Raw genomic sequence first — 15,105 nt, forward strand, 5'->3', positions numbered from 1 at the left:
GCAGTTTACACGCCACGGTAATGAATGACTTGTCGGTCACCACTGACGAACGGTCATCAGCCTCGTGAGCAAGGTTCACCCGATACATCTGCCAGCGTTTTTAGAGGTGCCCTTGCGCCGATGAGCATCAACCGCCAGGTTCGCCTAGGCGACTTTCTTTTCACCGGAGAGTAACGAGGAATCCATGAAGGTTCTTGTAGCTGTCAAACGCGTTGTGGATTACAACGTCAAGGTTCGCGTCAAGGCGGACAATTCCGGCGTCGACCTCGCCAACGTCAAGATGTCGATGAACCCGTTCTGCGAAATCGCAGTGGAAGAAGCCGTACGTCTGAAAGAGAAAGGCGTGGCGACTGAAATCGTCGTCGTCTCCATCGGCCCATCCACCGCTCAAGAGCAACTGCGCACCGCGCTGGCTCTGGGTGCCGACCGCGCCATCCTCGTCGAATCCGCTGAAGATCTGACTTCCCTGGCCGTGGCCAAGCTGCTCAAGGCCGTGGTCGACAAGGAGCAGCCACAGCTGGTGATCCTCGGTAAACAAGCCATCGACAGCGACAACAACCAGACTGGCCAGATGCTCGCGGCATTGAGCGGCTACGGTCAGGGCACGTTCGCGTCGAAAGTCGAAGTGTCCGGCGATACAGTTGCCGTGACCCGCGAAATCGACGGCGGCGCGCAGACGGTTTCCCTGAAACTGCCGGCCATCGTCACCACCGACCTGCGTTTGAACGAGCCGCGCTACGCGTCCCTGCCAAACATCATGAAAGCCAAGAAGAAGCCTCTCGAAGTGCTGACTCCGGACGCTTTGGGCGTTTCCACCGCCTCCACCAACAAGACCCTGAAAGTCGAAGCGCCAGCTGCACGCAGCGCGGGTATCAAGGTCAAGTCGGTGGCTGAACTGGTCGAGAAACTGAAAAACGAAGCGAAGGTAATCTAATCATGACTATCTTGGTAATCGCCGAACACGACAACAAAGTGCTGGCCCCGGCCACGCTGAACACCGTTGCTGCTGCCGCCAAGATCGGTGGCGACATCCACGTTCTGGTTGCAGGCCAGGGCGCTGGCGCCGTGGTTGAAGCCGCTGCGAAAATCGCTGGCGTGAGCAAAGTCCTGAACGCTGACAATGCTGCTTACGCGCATCAGCTGCCGGAAAATGTTGCTCCACTGGTAGCCGAGTTGGGCAAGGGCTACAGCCACATCCTGGCTGCCGCCACTTCCAACGGCAAAAACATCCTGCCGCGCGTCGCCGCCCAGCTGGACGTTGACCAGATCTCCGAGATCATCTCGGTAGAAAGCGCCGATACCTTCAAGCGTCCGATCTACGCCGGTAACGCCATCGCTACTGTGCAATCGAATGCTGCAGTGAAAGTGATCACCGTGCGGGCTACCGGTTTCGACCCGGTGGCTGCCGAAGGTGGTTCGGCCGCTGTTGAAGCTGTTGCCGCTATTCACAACGCCGGCACTTCCAGCTTCGTCAACGAAGAACTGGCCAAGTCCGATCGTCCGGAACTGACCGCTGCCAAGATCGTCGTTTCCGGTGGTCGTGGCATGCAGAACGGTGACAACTTCAAACACCTGTACGCCCTGGCCGACAAGCTGGGCGCCGCCGTTGGTGCTTCGCGCGCTGCGGTTGACGCAGGTTTCGTACCCAACGACATGCAGGTCGGTCAGACCGGCAAGATCGTTGCGCCACAGCTGTACATCGCCGTCGGTATCTCCGGCGCGATCCAGCACCTGGCCGGCATGAAAGACTCCAAGGTGATCGTGGCGATCAACAAGGACGAAGAAGCGCCGATCTTCCAGGTGGCCGATTACGGCCTGGTGGCAGACCTGTTCGAAGCCATCCCTGAGTTCGAGAAGCTGGTCTAATCCGGCGGCTTGACTTATAAAGAGCCCGGCCTTTTGGTCGGGCTTTTTTTGTGCTTTTGTTGGCATATCCGGGATTGAGAGGAGTGTTTGGCCATGGATCTGCGCCTTGTATGGGGCTTGCTGGGATTATCGCTATTGCCAGGGCTGTCGTTTGCCGCGGGCAAGTGCGAGCGCCTGATCGTGACCGGCAGTCCCGACGCGCCGCCGTACCTGTGGCAAGACCCGCAAAACCCTAAGCACCTGATTGGCGCCAGTGCTGATTTATTGCAACAAGTGGCGGGGGAGTTGGGCATCAAGGTCGAGCTGCTCTATGCCGGTAAACGCTCCCAGGCCCTGGATGAAGTGCGTAGCGGGCGCATGGACATGTTGGCCGATGCGCCGTTGATGGTCACAGAGCTGGAAAATCTGGATTACATCCATCCTGCGCTGCTGGAAAACGATTATCTGGTCTGGACTCGCAACGACTCGTTATTGGTTTACAACGAAGCGCAGGACCTCCACGGTCATCCCGGCGCGTTGTCGGAAAAGGCTCGAGTGAGCCCTTCATTCGGCACTTTCGCCGAGCAGCAATTGACCCTCGTGCGCACACCCAATCTGACTCAGGCCTTTCAGAAATTGCTGCTGGGCGAGGTGGAGTTTGTCCTCGCCGGTCGCTACTCGGGCATGGCCATGGTGCAAACGCTGGGGATGGCCAATGACTTGATGGCCCACCCACAACCCATCGACAAACCCGGCCTGTACCTCGCGGTTTCCCATAACTCCGCCTGTAACGATCCTTGGTTGCGCGGACAGCTGGCCAAAAAGATGACAGAATTGCCCGCGTCCGGACTGACGGAAGCTGCGTTGCTGCGCAATATCGAGCGTTGGAAAGCGCAAGGCTCACAACCGCAGCCACAACCTGTCAGTACCCCAAAACAGTAGGGATTTTTAGTGAGTATTCGACCTCTTTTCGCTGCCCTGGCCGTTCTGGCTCTGGCGGGTTGTGCAGCCGATCCGGCGCCGAATGAACAAATACGCCTGACCGAACAGGCCCTCGAACAAGCCAAGGCCGTGGGCGCTACCGCCGAGGAAGTGCCGGAGCTGAAACTGGCCCAGGACAAGTTCAACCGTGCCAAGGGCAACATGGCCGACCAGTCCTTCAAGAATGCGCGCATGCGGGCCGAGCAGGCCGAGCTGGACGCGCGCCTGGCCGAAGCCCGGGTCCTGACCCACAAGAGCGAGGAGCAGTTGAACGTGCTCAATACCCGCATCACCCGCCTGCGCAAGCAACTGGGAGATGCCCAATGAACCTGAAGACCAAAGCACTCGGCGGCTTGATCCTGGCCGGCTGCGCAAGCCTTTATGGCTGCGCCGGTCAACACAGCGAAGCTGCGTTGCAGCAGGCCGGTGCCGACTTCCAGAAGGTCAAGGAAGACTCCAACGTGTTGCGTATCGCGCCCAAGGACGTGATCCGTGCCGGCGAGTCCCTGGCCCGCGCCGATCGACTGTCCAGCTACTGGGGCAGCGGTTCGGACGTGGCGCATTACGCCTACCTGAGCCAGCGCTACAGCGAAATCGCCCGGGAACACACCAATCAAGTGCTCAACGAAGAGCGCGCAGCGAAGCTCGAACTCGAGCGTCAGCGCCTGCAATTGGCGCTGCGTGAGTCCAAGTTGCTCAGCGTGCAGCAACAGGGCAAGTGGCTCGAAGAGCAGATCGTGGCGCTGGCGACCACCCAGACTGACCGTGGTCTGGTGATGACCCTGGGTGATGTGCTGTTCGATACCGGTGAGGCGGAGCTGAAGAGCTCGGCGAACCGCGTGGTGTTGAAGATCGTCCAGTTCCTGCAGCTCAACCCCAGGCGTGTGGTGCGGATCGAGGGCTACACCGACAGCACTGGCGGTAAACAGGAAAACCTCAAGCTGTCCCGCGACCGGGCGCAGTCGGTGGCTGACGTATTGACGGACCTGGGCATCGACGACAAACGCATCCAGGTTGAAGGGTACGGCGATGAGTACCCGGTGGACGCCAACGCTTCCGAGCGCGGTCGTGCACAGAACCGTCGGGTGGAAATTGTGTTCTCCGACGAAAAAGGCCAGCTCGGCGCGGCTCGTTAAGGACTGCCAGAAATCCTGTAGGAGCTGGCGAAGCCTGCGATCTTTTGATCTTTCGCTTGGGACTCAAGTGGGCCTGGAAAGATCGCAGCCTCGTTTCACTCGACAGCTCCTACGACCCGGCCTGCTCAGCAGCGCCGGGTTTTTTTGCGCCCGTCAAATGCGTCGTTAAAACAGTACAGTTTTTGCTGACACCGCACTGTATGGTCGACTATTGTATTAACTGTCCCAGTACACTTCTAAACTGTTCCGGTATTGTTTCACACAAGAATAAAATGCCCGTGAAATCGAGTGCTGCGTCATGACCAATCTCTTGCTCTATCAACGTATTGCTCAGCAACTGGCCGAAGACATCCGCCGCGGCGTCTATCAGCCGGGAGAGCGCGTGCCTTCAGTGCGCAAGATGAGCTCGCAGCTCAACGTCAGCCATGCGACGGTGTTGCAGGCCTACGCCAACCTTGAAGATCAAGGGCTGATCCGTGCCCGGCCGCAATCCGGTTACTACGTGCACCAGACGCCCGCCCTGACGGCACCGACCCCGGACATCGCCCGGGTCGAGCGCCCAGGCCTGGTCACCCGCAGCAGCATCATTCAGCAAGTCCTGGTCGAATCCCGCCGCGAAGGCGTGTTCCCGTTGGGCGCGGCTGTACCGAGTGTCGATTATCTGCCGGTGCGGGCACTGCATCAGCAACTGGCCAAAGTCACCCGTTTCCATAGTCCGCGGGCGTTCAGCTACATGTTCAGCCCTGGTTTCGAGCCGTTGCGTCGGCAAGTGGCGATCCGCATGCGCGATGCCGGCGTGGTGGTTGATCCGTCGGAAGTGGTAATCACCCACGGCTGCGTCGATGCGTTGCAGATGTCTCTGCGTGTATTGACCCGGCCGGGCGATCTGATCGCCGCCGAGTCGCCGACCTATTACGGTTTGCTGCAACTGGCCGACCTGCTGGGGCTGAAAGTCATCGAGATCCCCAGCGATCCGGCCACCGGCATGAGCCTCGAAGCCTTGCAATTGGCGGCCAACCAGTGGTCGATCAAGGCACTGGTGCTGACCACGCGCCTGAGCAATCCCTTGGGCGGCACCATGCCTGAAGAGCGGCAGAAACAACTGCTGCGCCTGGCTTCGGATTTCGATATCCAGATCGTCGAAGACGATATTTACGGCGAGCTGATGTTCGAGCAGGGCCGCACCAAATCGCTCAAGGCCTATGACCGGCTGGATCGGGTGATTTATTGCTCCAGCTTCTCCAAAACCCTGTCGCCCGGCGTGCGCATCGGCTGGATGATTGCCGGCAAGTACCAGTCGGAAATCCAGCGCTTGCAGACCTTCAGCACGCATTCGGCCTGCAGTGTCACGCAAATGGGCATTGCGGCCTATCTGGAGAACGGCGGGTACGACCGGCATTTGCGTTACATCCGTCAGGAGTACCGCAAGAACCTCAGCGCTTTCCAACTGGCAGTGCAGCAATACTTTCCGGAAGGCACACAGATGACCCGGCCTACCGGCGGTTTCATTCTGTGGGTCAGTCTGCCGGGGCGGGTCAATACGCAAGAGTTGCATGTGCGTGCGCTGCAGCAGGGCATCAGCATTGCGCCGGGGCTGATTTTCAGTAACACCGAACAGTTCAATCACTGCATTCGCCTGAACTGTGGCATCCCCTGGAACCGCGAGGCCGAGCGTGCATTGATGACGCTGGGGTTGCTGGCAACGCAACTTTGCCAAGAGACGACGAGCGGTTTTTAACCTGCCGGGCAGTTATGAACTGCCCGCTTGTCTTGTCGCCTCCAACAGGCGAGCATATAACCTTCTGCCGTTCGCGTCGTTGGGTCCATGAAGCCGATTTTTCCTTCTGCCTGGTTATTGATCTGCCTGTTGATGACTTGTCATGCGGAAGGTGTCATGGCGGCTTCCGTCCAGGAAAAACCGACAGCCGCTGCAACCGCGAAAAAACCGGCGACTGTCATAAAAACCACTCCGGCCACAAAGAAGGCTGCACCGGTCAAAAAGCGTTCTCCCATTGCTTCCAAGTCAAAACCAGCCAGTGAAGCGCTGAAGACCAAACTCCCTCCCGCCAATCTCGACTTGAGCTTGCCCAAGGATAAGGTCGATGAATTGAAACCGGTCGGCACGGTACCGTTGCCTCGACACGATGCGGTGTTGCCGCAAATGTTCGGCGGCAAAAGCAGTCCGTTTCAGCTGAACGGTCGCCTGATCAGCAACGAAATGCAGCTGCAACGGCGCAATGAAGAGCGCCGGGACGTTGAAGGCGCGGCGCTGGAATTCGAGTTCAAGCAGTAAATTTCCCCCTGTTCGTGACCCGCGAAACAGACGCTTTGTCGGAGACTGGTCAGTCACGTTCGTTTGAGCGTAAAAACCCGGGCCCGGGTAATTTAAAACAACTGTTTTAGCCGTTACTCTGTGCCACGTCCCTTTAACACATTGCTCGTCGCGAGGAGCTTGTCGTCATGAGATGCCGTGAAGGCTGTGGCGCCTGTTGCATTGCCCCTTCCATCAGTTCGCCGATTCCCGGCATGCCCAATGGCAAAGCCGCCGGAGAACGATGCGTACAACTGTCTGCCGATAACCTGTGCAGCATTTTCGGCAAGCCGGAACGTCCCGCGGTGTGTTCGGCGTTTGAGGCCGATGTCGAGGTTTGCGGAAGCAGCCGCGACGAAGCGATCAAATTGCTGGGCTGGTGGGAGCAAATGACGGCCGCGTGATGTGTTCAACGAACGGAACTTCAACAATAAGGAATAAGACTATGGGTTCGCTGCATCGTATCGCTGTGCTGTGTGGTTTGACGGTTTTGCTGGCCTCCACGGCCCAGGCCGAAGACTGGAAAACCGCCAAGGACGAAGATGGCATCAAGGTGTCCTTGAGTGAGGTGGCCGGTTCCCAATACAAGGCTTACCGTGGTGTAACGATCATGAAGACCACCATGGCCAAACTGCGTGCACTGCAGGAAGATGTTCCGGGAGCCTGCGCCTGGATTCACGAGTGCAAGGTCCAGAAGCTGCTCAAGCATGAAGGCAACCAGAGCTGGACCTACACTCAGTTCAATACACCGTGGCCGGTGACTTCTCGCGATTCGGTATTGCATGTCACCACCGTTGACGGCGCCGATGGCAGCCTGACCCGCGAGCTGGAAGGGCAGCCGAAGTACCTTCCGGAAGAAAAAGGTTTTGTACGGGTTGCCCAGGTCAAGGGTTTCTGGAAGTTCGTGCCCAAAGGCGATCAAGTCGAAGTGACGTATCAGGTCCACACTGATCCAGGTGGCAGCGTGCCGTCGTGGTTGGCCAACAAGTTCGTGGTCGATGCGCCATTCAATACTCTCAAAGCCCTGAAAGAACGCGCCGAGAAGTAACCGCGTATCCAGTTGATACGACCTGTTGAACAACGCCCCGACTTGATCGGGGCGTTTGCGTTTTTTACCAAGGGCTGGCTTTATTTTGTTTCCGGATATGCGTTGAACAAAATTTTCACAAAGTCTCCAAGACAATTCGCTCTCGCCTCAACGAGTCAACCCCGCAACTTTGCGCCACGCCTCTTGTCCCAGAGCGCTACAAGCGACAGTTGGGCTGTCGGGCAGTAATCAATGGCAATGCAGCTGTTGATCGTGCAACATTTGCGCACCGCGCACGCCCCGGGGCCGAGGATGGCCAACAGAGGGCAAGGCGCCACTGTATTTTTGTAACTTCAACTTCCAATGGGTCCTAAAACGACATGGCAAACCCGGACGCCCTGAATCAGCAGCGAGCTACTAGTCGCCTGCTGCAACCGACCGTCAAATCGCATCTGGCCTACACACTGTTGTGCGCCCTGATCATGATGGTCATGTTCAGCCTGCTGCGCGTCGCGCTGCTGGTCTACAACCGCTCGATGATCCTCGACACACCGGCTTCGACCTTCCTGGAAGCGTTCGCCAATGGCCTGCGTTTCGACTTGCGCCTGGTGGTTTACCTCAGCGTTCCGCTGCTGCTGGCCCTGTTCAGCGCCCGGGCCATGGCGGCCCGCGGGTTCTTCCGGCTCTGGTTGACCATTGCCTCGAGTATCGCGTTGTTCCTCGGCCTGATGGAGATGGACTTTTACCGCGAGTTCCACCAGCGCCTAAACGGCCTGGTCTTCCAGTATGTGAAAGAAGACCCGAAAACCGTGATGAGCATGCTCTGGTACGGTTTTCCGGTAGTTCGCTACCTGTTGGCCTGGGGTGTGGGCACGTTGATTCTGACCCTCGCGTTCAAGGGCGCCGACCGCGCCACACGTCCTCGCGGGCCGTTCAGTGGTGGCAGCATCGGCACGCGCCAGGTCGCTCCGTGGTATGTGCGCGGCGTGGTGTTTGTGGTCTGTCTGATGATCTGCGTGGTCGCGGCACGGGGCACTCTGCGTCAAGGCCCGCCGCTGCGTTGGGGTGACGTTTACACCACCGACTCCAATTTCGCCAACCAGTTGGGCCTCAACGGCACGCTGTCGCTGATCGCCGCGGCCAAGAGCCGGATGTCCGAAGAGCGCGACAACATCTGGAAAGCCACACTGGAACAACCTCTGGCCCAGCAGACCGTGCGCGATATGCTGCTGACTCCGAGCGACAAACTGGTGAACCCGGAGAGCGCCGCGGTGCGCCGCAACTACACCCCCGACGCCAACAAGACACTGCCGATCAAGAACGTTGTGGTGATCCTGATGGAAAGCTTCGCCGGTCACTCGGTGGGCGCTCTGGGACGTCCGGGCCAGATCACGCCTTCCTTCGACAAACTGTCGAAAGAAGGTCTGTTGTTCGACCGTTTCTTCTCCAACGGCACCCATACCCACCAGGGTATGTTCGCCACCATGGCCTGCTTCCCGAACCTGCCAGGTTTCGAATACCTGATGCAGACCCCGGAAGGCAGCCACAAACTGTCCGGCCTGCCACAGTTGCTCAGCACTCGTGGCTACGACGATGTGTATGTTTATAACGGCGACTTCGCCTGGGACAACCAGTCGGGCTTCTTCAGCAACCAGGGCATGACCAACTTCATCGGGCGCAATGACTTCGTCAACCCGGTGTTCTCCGACCCGACCTGGGGCGTGTCTGACCAGGACATGTTCAACCGTGGCCTGGAAGAGTTGAAAGCCCGCGACGGCAAGGACAAGAAACCGTTCTATGCCTTGCTGCAAACCCTGTCCAACCACACGCCATACGCCTTGCCGACGCCATTGCCGGTGGAGCGCGTGACCGATCGTGGCAGCCTCAACGAACACTTGACCGCCATGCGCTACTCCGACTGGGCATTGGGTCAGTTCTTTGAAAAGGCTCGCAAAGAGCCGTACTTCAAGGAAACCCTGTTCGTGATCGTCGGTGACCACGGTTTTGGCAATGAACAACAGATCACCGAAATGGACCTGGGCCGCTTCAACGTGCCGATGCTGATGATCGGGCCGGGCATACAGGAAAAATTCGGTCAGGTCGACCACACTGTGGGCACCCAGATCGACATCGTGCCGACCATCATGGGTCGCGTGGGTGGCGACGTGGTTCATCAATGCTGGGGGCGTGACTTGCTGAACCTGCCGGAAGGTGACAAGGGTTTCGGCATGATCAAGCCGTCGGGCAGCGATCAGACGGTCGCCTTGCTCACCGCGGACCGCGTGCTGGTACTGCCTAAAGAGATGCCGCCAAGGTTGTATCAATACGAACTGGGCGCTAACCCGAAAGGTGAAGTGATCCCGGCATCGGCTGATGAAGCGGCGCTCAAGCAGAAGCTCGAGTCGTTCATCCAGACGGCTACCAAGAGCCTGTTGGACAACACCGCCGGTGTGGTTGACGGCAAACCGGACTAAGTTTTCCGGACATGGAAAAGAGGCCCTTCGCAGGGCCTCTTTTTTTTGCCGGTAAAATCTTTATATCTTGCCAAGCAACAGCAGGATCAACAGCACCACCAACACCGTGCCGATAATACCGGACGGGCCGTAACCCCAACTTCTGGAGTGCGGGAAGACCGGCAAACCACCTATCAGCAACAGGATAAGAATAACGATAAGAATTGTGCCCATGTCTATTTCCTTGCTGGAAGCATTGTGGATTTGACTTGGCGTTTCAGCCGTTCAGCTGGACTGTATTAATCCGCGCTGCTTACAAAATCCGACTCGCGGCAATGAAAAATAATTCCAAGTTTTTTTAATGTTTTTGGAAGGGGCGCTTATTTCTTTGACGGCGTTTCGAAGTTGAAACAACCGGACCGCGCCGTGGTTCATCGCTGGCCATTCAGCACTCTGATGGAGCGTGGGTCGCGCATTATCCTTCGCTACACTCGGTGCATCTTCCCCGGAACAACAAGGCTGTTTGCTATGCAAAATCGCATGATGATCACTGGCGCGGGCTCAGGCCTGGGTCGCGAAATCGCGCTGCGCTGGGCGCGTGAAGGCTGGCAGCTGGCCTTGTCGGATGTCAGTGAGCCCGGTCTGCAGGAAACCCTCAAGTTGGTGCGCGAAGCCGGCGGTGACGGCTTCATTCAGCGCTGCGATGTGCGTGACTACAGTCAGTTGACCGCCTTCGCCCAGGCCTGCGAAGAGAAGCTCGGCGGCATCGATGTCATCGTCAACAACGCCGGTGTGGCTTCGGGCGGGTTCTTCAGTGAGTTGTCGCTTGAGGACTGGGACTGGCAAATCGCGATCAACCTGATGGGCGTGGTCAAGGGCTGCAAGGCCTTCCTGCCGCTGCTGGAGAAAAGCAAAGGCAAGATCATCAACATCGCCTCGATGGCGGCGCTGATGCAAGGCCCGGCCATGAGCAACTACAACGTGGCCAAGGCGGGTGTGGTGGCGTTGTCCGAAAGTTTGCTGATTGAACTGGCCCACGAGGAAGTCAGCGTGCATGTAGTTTGCCCGTCGTTCTTCCAGACCAATCTACTGGACTCCTTCCGTGGCCCGACCCCGGCCATGAAAGCCCAGGTCGGCAAATTGCTGGAAAGCTCGCCGATCACCGCTGCCGACATTGCCGACTACATCTATCAGCAGGTCGCCGCCGGCGAATTCTTGATCCTGCCCCATGAACAGGGGCGCATGGCCTGGGCAATCAAACAGAAAGACCCGCAACTGCTCTACAACGAAATGACTGTGATGGCCGACAAAATGCGCGCCAAGGCCAAACAAAACGCAGGCTGAACTTGCCCGTGCGCAACACCGTCGTTAGGGTGGCCGCAATCGGTCATCCTCACGAGACGTTTGCATGCTCAATTACCTGTGGTTTTTCCTCGCCGCGCTGTTCGAAATCGCCGGCTGCTTCGCTTTCTGGATGTGGCTGCGCCAGGGTAAAAGCGTGTGGTGGGTCATCCCGGCCTTGCTCAGCCTGACGTTATTCGCGCTACTGCTGACCCGGGTCGAAGCGAACTACGCCGGTCGCGCCTATGCCGCCTACGGTGGCATCTACATCATCGCGTCGGTTGGTTGGCTGGCGGTGGTCGAGCGGATTCGACCATTGGGCTCGGACTGGATCGGCGTGGCGCTGTGTGTACTCGGGGCGAGTGTCATTTTGTTTGGCCCGCGCCTTACCGCTTCCTGACGGATCGGTCCTTCATTCAAGCGGTTTGTCAGACACGTCCGTCAGGGTGATGCAGCCTGCATTGTAGGGCGGGACTGTTTTGCGGTCGTTGCATTGAAGACCCGCTCTGCGCCGGGCATCTTCAGGGGCCGGTAACCCTGAAGGATGAATGCCATGCTTGTACTCAGTCGCGTTGTGGGCGAATTGATATCCATTGGTGACAACATTTCCGTGCGGGTGCTCGCCGTCAACGGAAGCAGTGTGCGCTTCGGTGTTGAAGCGCCACAGCAGGTCAACGTACACCGCGCCGAAGTCTACGAGCGCATCCAGATCAAACAGGCAAAAGCCAAAGGTCGTTGACTCAGTCGAACAGGTGCTTGGGCACGTCGTGCTTGAGCATCAACTGGCATTGCTCGCTTTCCGGATCGAAGACGATCAGCGCCTGGCCCTTGGTCAATGCCTGACGGACACGCAATACACGGGTTTCCAGCGGCGTGTCATCGCCGTTGTCCGTGCCGTCACGGGTCACGAAATCCTCGATCAGGCGGGTCAGGGTGTCGACTTCAAGTTGGTCGTGGGGGATCAGCATAAGGCACCTCGGTTAAACATTGGCGCGATGCTACGGCGGATATGAACACATCACCAGTGTTCGCCTCAGCTTTCTGTGCGCTGTCCCAGCAGGCTATCCACCGATGGCACCCGGGTATCGCTTTCCATCTGCGTCTCGTGCTCGATCTGGTGACTGAACCGCTCCAGCGATCCTGTGGCTGGTTGTGCATCGCTGGCGAATACCGGGGGGCTGAGGATGTAGGCGCCGAGCAAACGGCTGAGGGCGGCGAGGCTGTCGATGTGGGTGCGTTCGTAGCCGTGAGTGGCGTCGCAACCGAAGGCCAGCAGTGCGGTGCGAATGTCATGGCCGGCGGTGACGGCCGAGTGAGCATCGCTGAAGTAATAGCGGAACAGGTCCCGACGTGCCGGCAGTTCGTTGTCAGCGGCCAGGCGTAGCAGATGCCGCGACAGATGATAGTCATACGGCCCGCCGGAATCCTGCATCGCCACGCTCACTGCGTGTTCACTGGAGTGCTGGCCGGGCGCGACCGGCGCGATGTCGATGCCGACGAATTCGCTGACATCCCAGGGCAGGGCAGCCGCCGCACCACTGCCGGTTTCCTCGGTGATGGTGAACAGCGGATGGCAGTCGATCATCAACTCTTCGCCGCTGTCGACAATTGCTTTCAGGGCCGCCAGCAGTGCGGCAACGCCGGCCTTGTCATCGAGGTGACGGGCGCTGATGTGGCCGCTTTCGGTGAATTCCGGCAACGGGTCGAAGGCGACGAAATCGCCGACGCTGATCCCCAGCGAATCGCAATCGGCGCGGGTGGTGCAATAGGCGTCCAGGCGCAATTCGATGTGATCCCAGCTGATCGGCATTTCATCCACGGCGGTGTTGAACGCGTGTCCGGAAGCCATCAGCGGCAACACGCTGCCGCGGATCACGCCGTTGTCGGTGAACAGGCTGACGCGGCTGCCCTCGGCAAAACGGCTGGACCAGCAGCCGACGGGCGCCAGGGTCAGGCGCCCGTTGTCCTTGATCGCGCGAACCGCCGCGCCAATGGTATCCAGGTGAGCGGAGACTGCTCGGTCCGGACTGTTCTTCTTGCCCTTAAGAGTCGCGCGGATGGTGCCTCGACGGGTCATTTCAAAGGGAATGCCCAGCTCTTCGAGGCGCTCGGCGACGTACCGCACGATGGTGTCGGTGAACCCGGTGGGGCTGGGAATGGCGAGCATTTCCAGCAGGACTTTTTGCAGGTAATCGAGATCCGGTTCGGGAATTTTGCTGGTCATGGAAACTCCTGATGGTGTTGGTACAAACAACACATCACTAAGGGACTGCCGGCTGACTATGCGCAAACAACAAATCCACAAACCGCTCGGCCGTCGGCTGCGGTTCATGGTTGGCCAGGCCGGCGCGTTCATTGGCTTCGATAAACACGTACTGCGGCTGGTCGGCGGCAGGCACCATCAGGTCGAGCCCGACCATCGGAATATCCAGCGCTCGCGCCGCGCGCACCGCCGCATCCACCAGGGTTGGATGCAGAATCGCCGTGACGTCTTCAAGGATGCCGCCGGTATGAAGATTCGCCGTGCGCCGTACGAACAAGTGCTCGCCGGCCGGCAGAATGCTGGCGTAGTCATAACCCGCCGCCTGCAAGGTGCGTTGGGTCTCCTGATCCAGCGGGATTTTGCTTTCGCCGCTGGTTGCCGCCTGACGGCGACGACTCTGGGCTTCGATCAGCGCACCGATGGAATGCTGACCATCGCCCACCACTTCCGCCGGCCGGCGAATGGCAGCCGCGACCACCTCGAAGCCGATCACCAGAATCCGCAAATCGAGGCCTTCGTGAAAACTTTCCAGCAGCACTCGACTGTCGAATGCACGGGCGTTTTCGATGGCTTGCTGGACCTCCTCAATGCTGCGCAAATCCACCGCCACCCCTTGACCCTGTTCACCGTCCAGCGGTTTGACCACCACCCGTTCGTGCTCGTCGAGAAACGCCAGATTGTCGTCCGCGCTTCCCGCCAGTTGTTGGGCGGGCAGTTTGAGGCCGGCGTTTTTCAGCACTTTGTGGGTCAGGCTTTTGTCCTGGCACAAGGTCATGCTGATGGCGCTGGTCAGATCGCTCAGGGATTCGCGGCAACGCACCCGGCGACTGCCGTGGATCAAGGTGAACAGACCGGCTTGCGCGTCATCCACCTGCACCTCAATGCCGCGCCGATGAGCCTCTTCGACGATGATCCGCGCATACGGATTGAACTCGGCTTCGGGGCCGGGGCCGAGAAACAACGGCTGGTTGATGCCGTTCTTGCGCTTGATCGCAAACGTCGACAAGTTGCGAAAACCGAGCTTGGCGTAAAGACTCTTCGCCTGACGGTTGTTGTGCAGCACCGACAGGTCCAGGTAACTCAGCCCACGGCTCATGAAGTGTTCGATCAAGTGCCGCACCAGCACTTCACCGACACCTGGGCGGGAACATTGCGGATCCACCGCCAGGCACCACAGGCTGCTGCCGTTTTCCGGATCGTTGAATGCCTTGTGGTGATTGAGGCCCATGACGCTGCCGATGATCGCGCCGCTGTCCTCGTCTTCGGCCAGCCAGTAAACCGGGCCGCCCTGATGATGGGGCGTCAGTAAACCTGCATCGATCGGCAGCATGCCGCGGGCCTGATACAGCTGATTGATCGCCTGCCAGTCCGCCTCGCTTTGCACCCGACGAATGCGAAAACCGCGAAACACCCGGGTGGCCTGACGGTAATCGCTGAACCACAGGCGCAAAGTATCGGACGGGTCGAGAAACAGTTGCGCCGGTTCCAGCCCCAGCACTTGCTGGGGGGCGGCGACGTACAAGGCGATGTCCCGCTCACCGGGCTGCTCATTGAGCAACTCTTGGGCGAGGCTCGCCGCATCGGGAAAGGTGTGGCCGATCAGCAACCGGCCCCAACCGCAATGCACGGCGATGGGTGCGGCACTCAATTCACTGCGGTCTTCGGCCAGGCGCGCCTGCAAGCGTTCGTAGGAGGGTGCCTGACCGCGCAACAAGCGTTGGCTGTAAGCCGTGGCGTGGGGTTTCATC

At 59.0% G+C, this 15,105-nt stretch carries 17 protein-coding genes; 13 read left to right on the forward strand and 4 right to left on the reverse strand.

Features of this window, described 5'->3' with window-relative positions; translation table 11 throughout:
• The first annotated feature begins 184 nt into the window (after positions 1–184).
• The 10 genes from LOY36_RS07615 (at position 185) to LOY36_RS07660 (ending at position 9,774) form a co-directional block, all read left to right on the forward strand.
• Positions 185–934 (forward strand): electron transfer flavoprotein subunit beta/FixA family protein, encoded by a 750-nt coding sequence (locus tag LOY36_RS07615; protein WP_007903904.1) that lies wholly within the window; start codon positions 185–187, stop codon positions 932–934.
• A gap of 2 nt (positions 935–936) precedes the next feature.
• Positions 937–1,866 (forward strand): electron transfer flavoprotein subunit alpha/FixB family protein, encoded by a 930-nt coding sequence (locus LOY36_RS07620; RefSeq protein WP_019650467.1) that lies wholly within the window; start codon positions 937–939, stop codon positions 1,864–1,866.
• Positions 1,867–1,959: 93 nt separating this feature from the next.
• Complete coding sequence (locus tag LOY36_RS07625) at positions 1,960–2,787, forward strand: ABC transporter substrate-binding protein (RefSeq protein ID WP_258672836.1); 828 nt, start codon at positions 1,960–1,962, stop codon at positions 2,785–2,787.
• A gap of 9 nt (positions 2,788–2,796) precedes the next feature.
• On the forward strand, positions 2,797–3,153 hold the full coding sequence (locus LOY36_RS07630; protein ID WP_018929885.1) for a DUF4398 domain-containing protein: 357 nt from the start codon (positions 2,797–2,799) through the stop codon (positions 3,151–3,153).
• Complete coding sequence (locus tag LOY36_RS07635; RefSeq protein ID WP_258672837.1) at positions 3,150–3,962, forward strand: OmpA family protein; 813 nt, start codon at positions 3,150–3,152, stop codon at positions 3,960–3,962. The genes LOY36_RS07630 and LOY36_RS07635 overlap by 4 nt, the downstream gene beginning before the upstream one ends.
• A gap of 298 nt (positions 3,963–4,260) precedes the next feature.
• Positions 4,261–5,700: a PLP-dependent aminotransferase family protein gene (locus LOY36_RS07640; RefSeq protein ID WP_258672838.1), complete on the forward strand. Its 1,440-nt coding sequence runs from the start codon at positions 4,261–4,263 to the stop codon at positions 5,698–5,700.
• An 87-nt stretch (positions 5,701–5,787) separates the two neighbouring features.
• Positions 5,788–6,255 carry a hypothetical protein gene (locus tag LOY36_RS07645; protein ID WP_026345960.1) on the forward strand — a complete coding sequence of 156 codons (468 nt, stop codon included), beginning with the start codon at positions 5,788–5,790 and terminating at the stop codon, positions 6,253–6,255.
• 167 nt (positions 6,256–6,422) lie between these two features.
• Positions 6,423–6,677 (forward strand): YkgJ family cysteine cluster protein, encoded by a 255-nt coding sequence (locus LOY36_RS07650; protein WP_007942053.1) that lies wholly within the window; start codon positions 6,423–6,425, stop codon positions 6,675–6,677.
• A 41-nt stretch (positions 6,678–6,718) separates the two neighbouring features.
• Positions 6,719–7,321, forward strand: coding sequence for an START domain-containing protein (locus tag LOY36_RS07655; protein WP_019582606.1), 603 nt, complete (start codon positions 6,719–6,721; stop codon positions 7,319–7,321).
• Between the two features lie 359 nt (positions 7,322–7,680).
• On the forward strand, positions 7,681–9,774 hold the full coding sequence (locus LOY36_RS07660) for an LTA synthase family protein (RefSeq protein WP_019650472.1): 2,094 nt from the start codon (positions 7,681–7,683) through the stop codon (positions 9,772–9,774).
• Positions 9,775–9,834: 60 nt separating this feature from the next.
• Here the strand turns inward: LOY36_RS07660 and LOY36_RS07665 are convergent, their stop codons facing one another.
• Positions 9,835–9,993: a DUF3309 family protein gene (locus LOY36_RS07665; protein ID WP_177324963.1), complete on the reverse strand. Its 159-nt coding sequence runs from the start codon at positions 9,991–9,993 to the stop codon at positions 9,835–9,837.
• 288 nt (positions 9,994–10,281) lie between these two features.
• Between LOY36_RS07665 and LOY36_RS07670 the strand changes: the two genes are divergently transcribed.
• The 3 genes from LOY36_RS07670 to csrA all read left to right on the forward strand — a co-directional run bounded on the left by LOY36_RS07670 (position 10,282) and on the right by csrA (position 11,833).
• Entirely contained in the window at positions 10,282–11,097 is an 816-nt protein-coding gene (locus LOY36_RS07670) for an SDR family oxidoreductase (RefSeq protein ID WP_018929879.1), read from the forward strand.
• A gap of 64 nt (positions 11,098–11,161) precedes the next feature.
• Positions 11,162–11,494: a YnfA family protein gene (locus tag LOY36_RS07675; protein WP_258672839.1), complete on the forward strand. Its 333-nt coding sequence runs from the start codon at positions 11,162–11,164 to the stop codon at positions 11,492–11,494.
• 153 nt (positions 11,495–11,647) lie between these two features.
• On the forward strand, positions 11,648–11,833 hold the full coding sequence (gene csrA / locus LOY36_RS07680; RefSeq protein WP_019650474.1) for a carbon storage regulator CsrA: 186 nt from the start codon (positions 11,648–11,650) through the stop codon (positions 11,831–11,833).
• Between the two features lies 1 nt (position 11,834).
• On the opposite strand, the gene LOY36_RS07685 is transcribed toward csrA, so the two are convergent.
• The 3 genes from LOY36_RS07685 to ngg all read right to left on the reverse strand — a co-directional run bounded on the left by LOY36_RS07685 (position 11,835) and on the right by ngg (position 15,104).
• Positions 11,835–12,062, reverse strand: a complete 228-nt coding sequence (locus tag LOY36_RS07685; RefSeq protein WP_003199186.1) for a YheU family protein — start codon at positions 12,060–12,062, stop codon at positions 11,835–11,837.
• Between the two features lie 65 nt (positions 12,063–12,127).
• Positions 12,128–13,318, reverse strand: a complete 1,191-nt coding sequence (locus LOY36_RS07690; protein ID WP_258672840.1) for an osmoprotectant NAGGN system M42 family peptidase — start codon at positions 13,316–13,318, stop codon at positions 12,128–12,130.
• A gap of 37 nt (positions 13,319–13,355) precedes the next feature.
• Positions 13,356–15,104: an N-acetylglutaminylglutamine synthetase gene (gene ngg, locus LOY36_RS07695; protein WP_258672841.1), complete on the reverse strand. Its 1,749-nt coding sequence runs from the start codon at positions 15,102–15,104 to the stop codon at positions 13,356–13,358.
• Position 15,105 lies beyond the last annotated feature (1 nt).

Source organism: Pseudomonas sp. B21-019 (assembly GCF_024749225.1).
In the GTDB taxonomy this organism is placed as follows: domain Bacteria; phylum Pseudomonadota; class Gammaproteobacteria; order Pseudomonadales; family Pseudomonadaceae; genus Aquipseudomonas.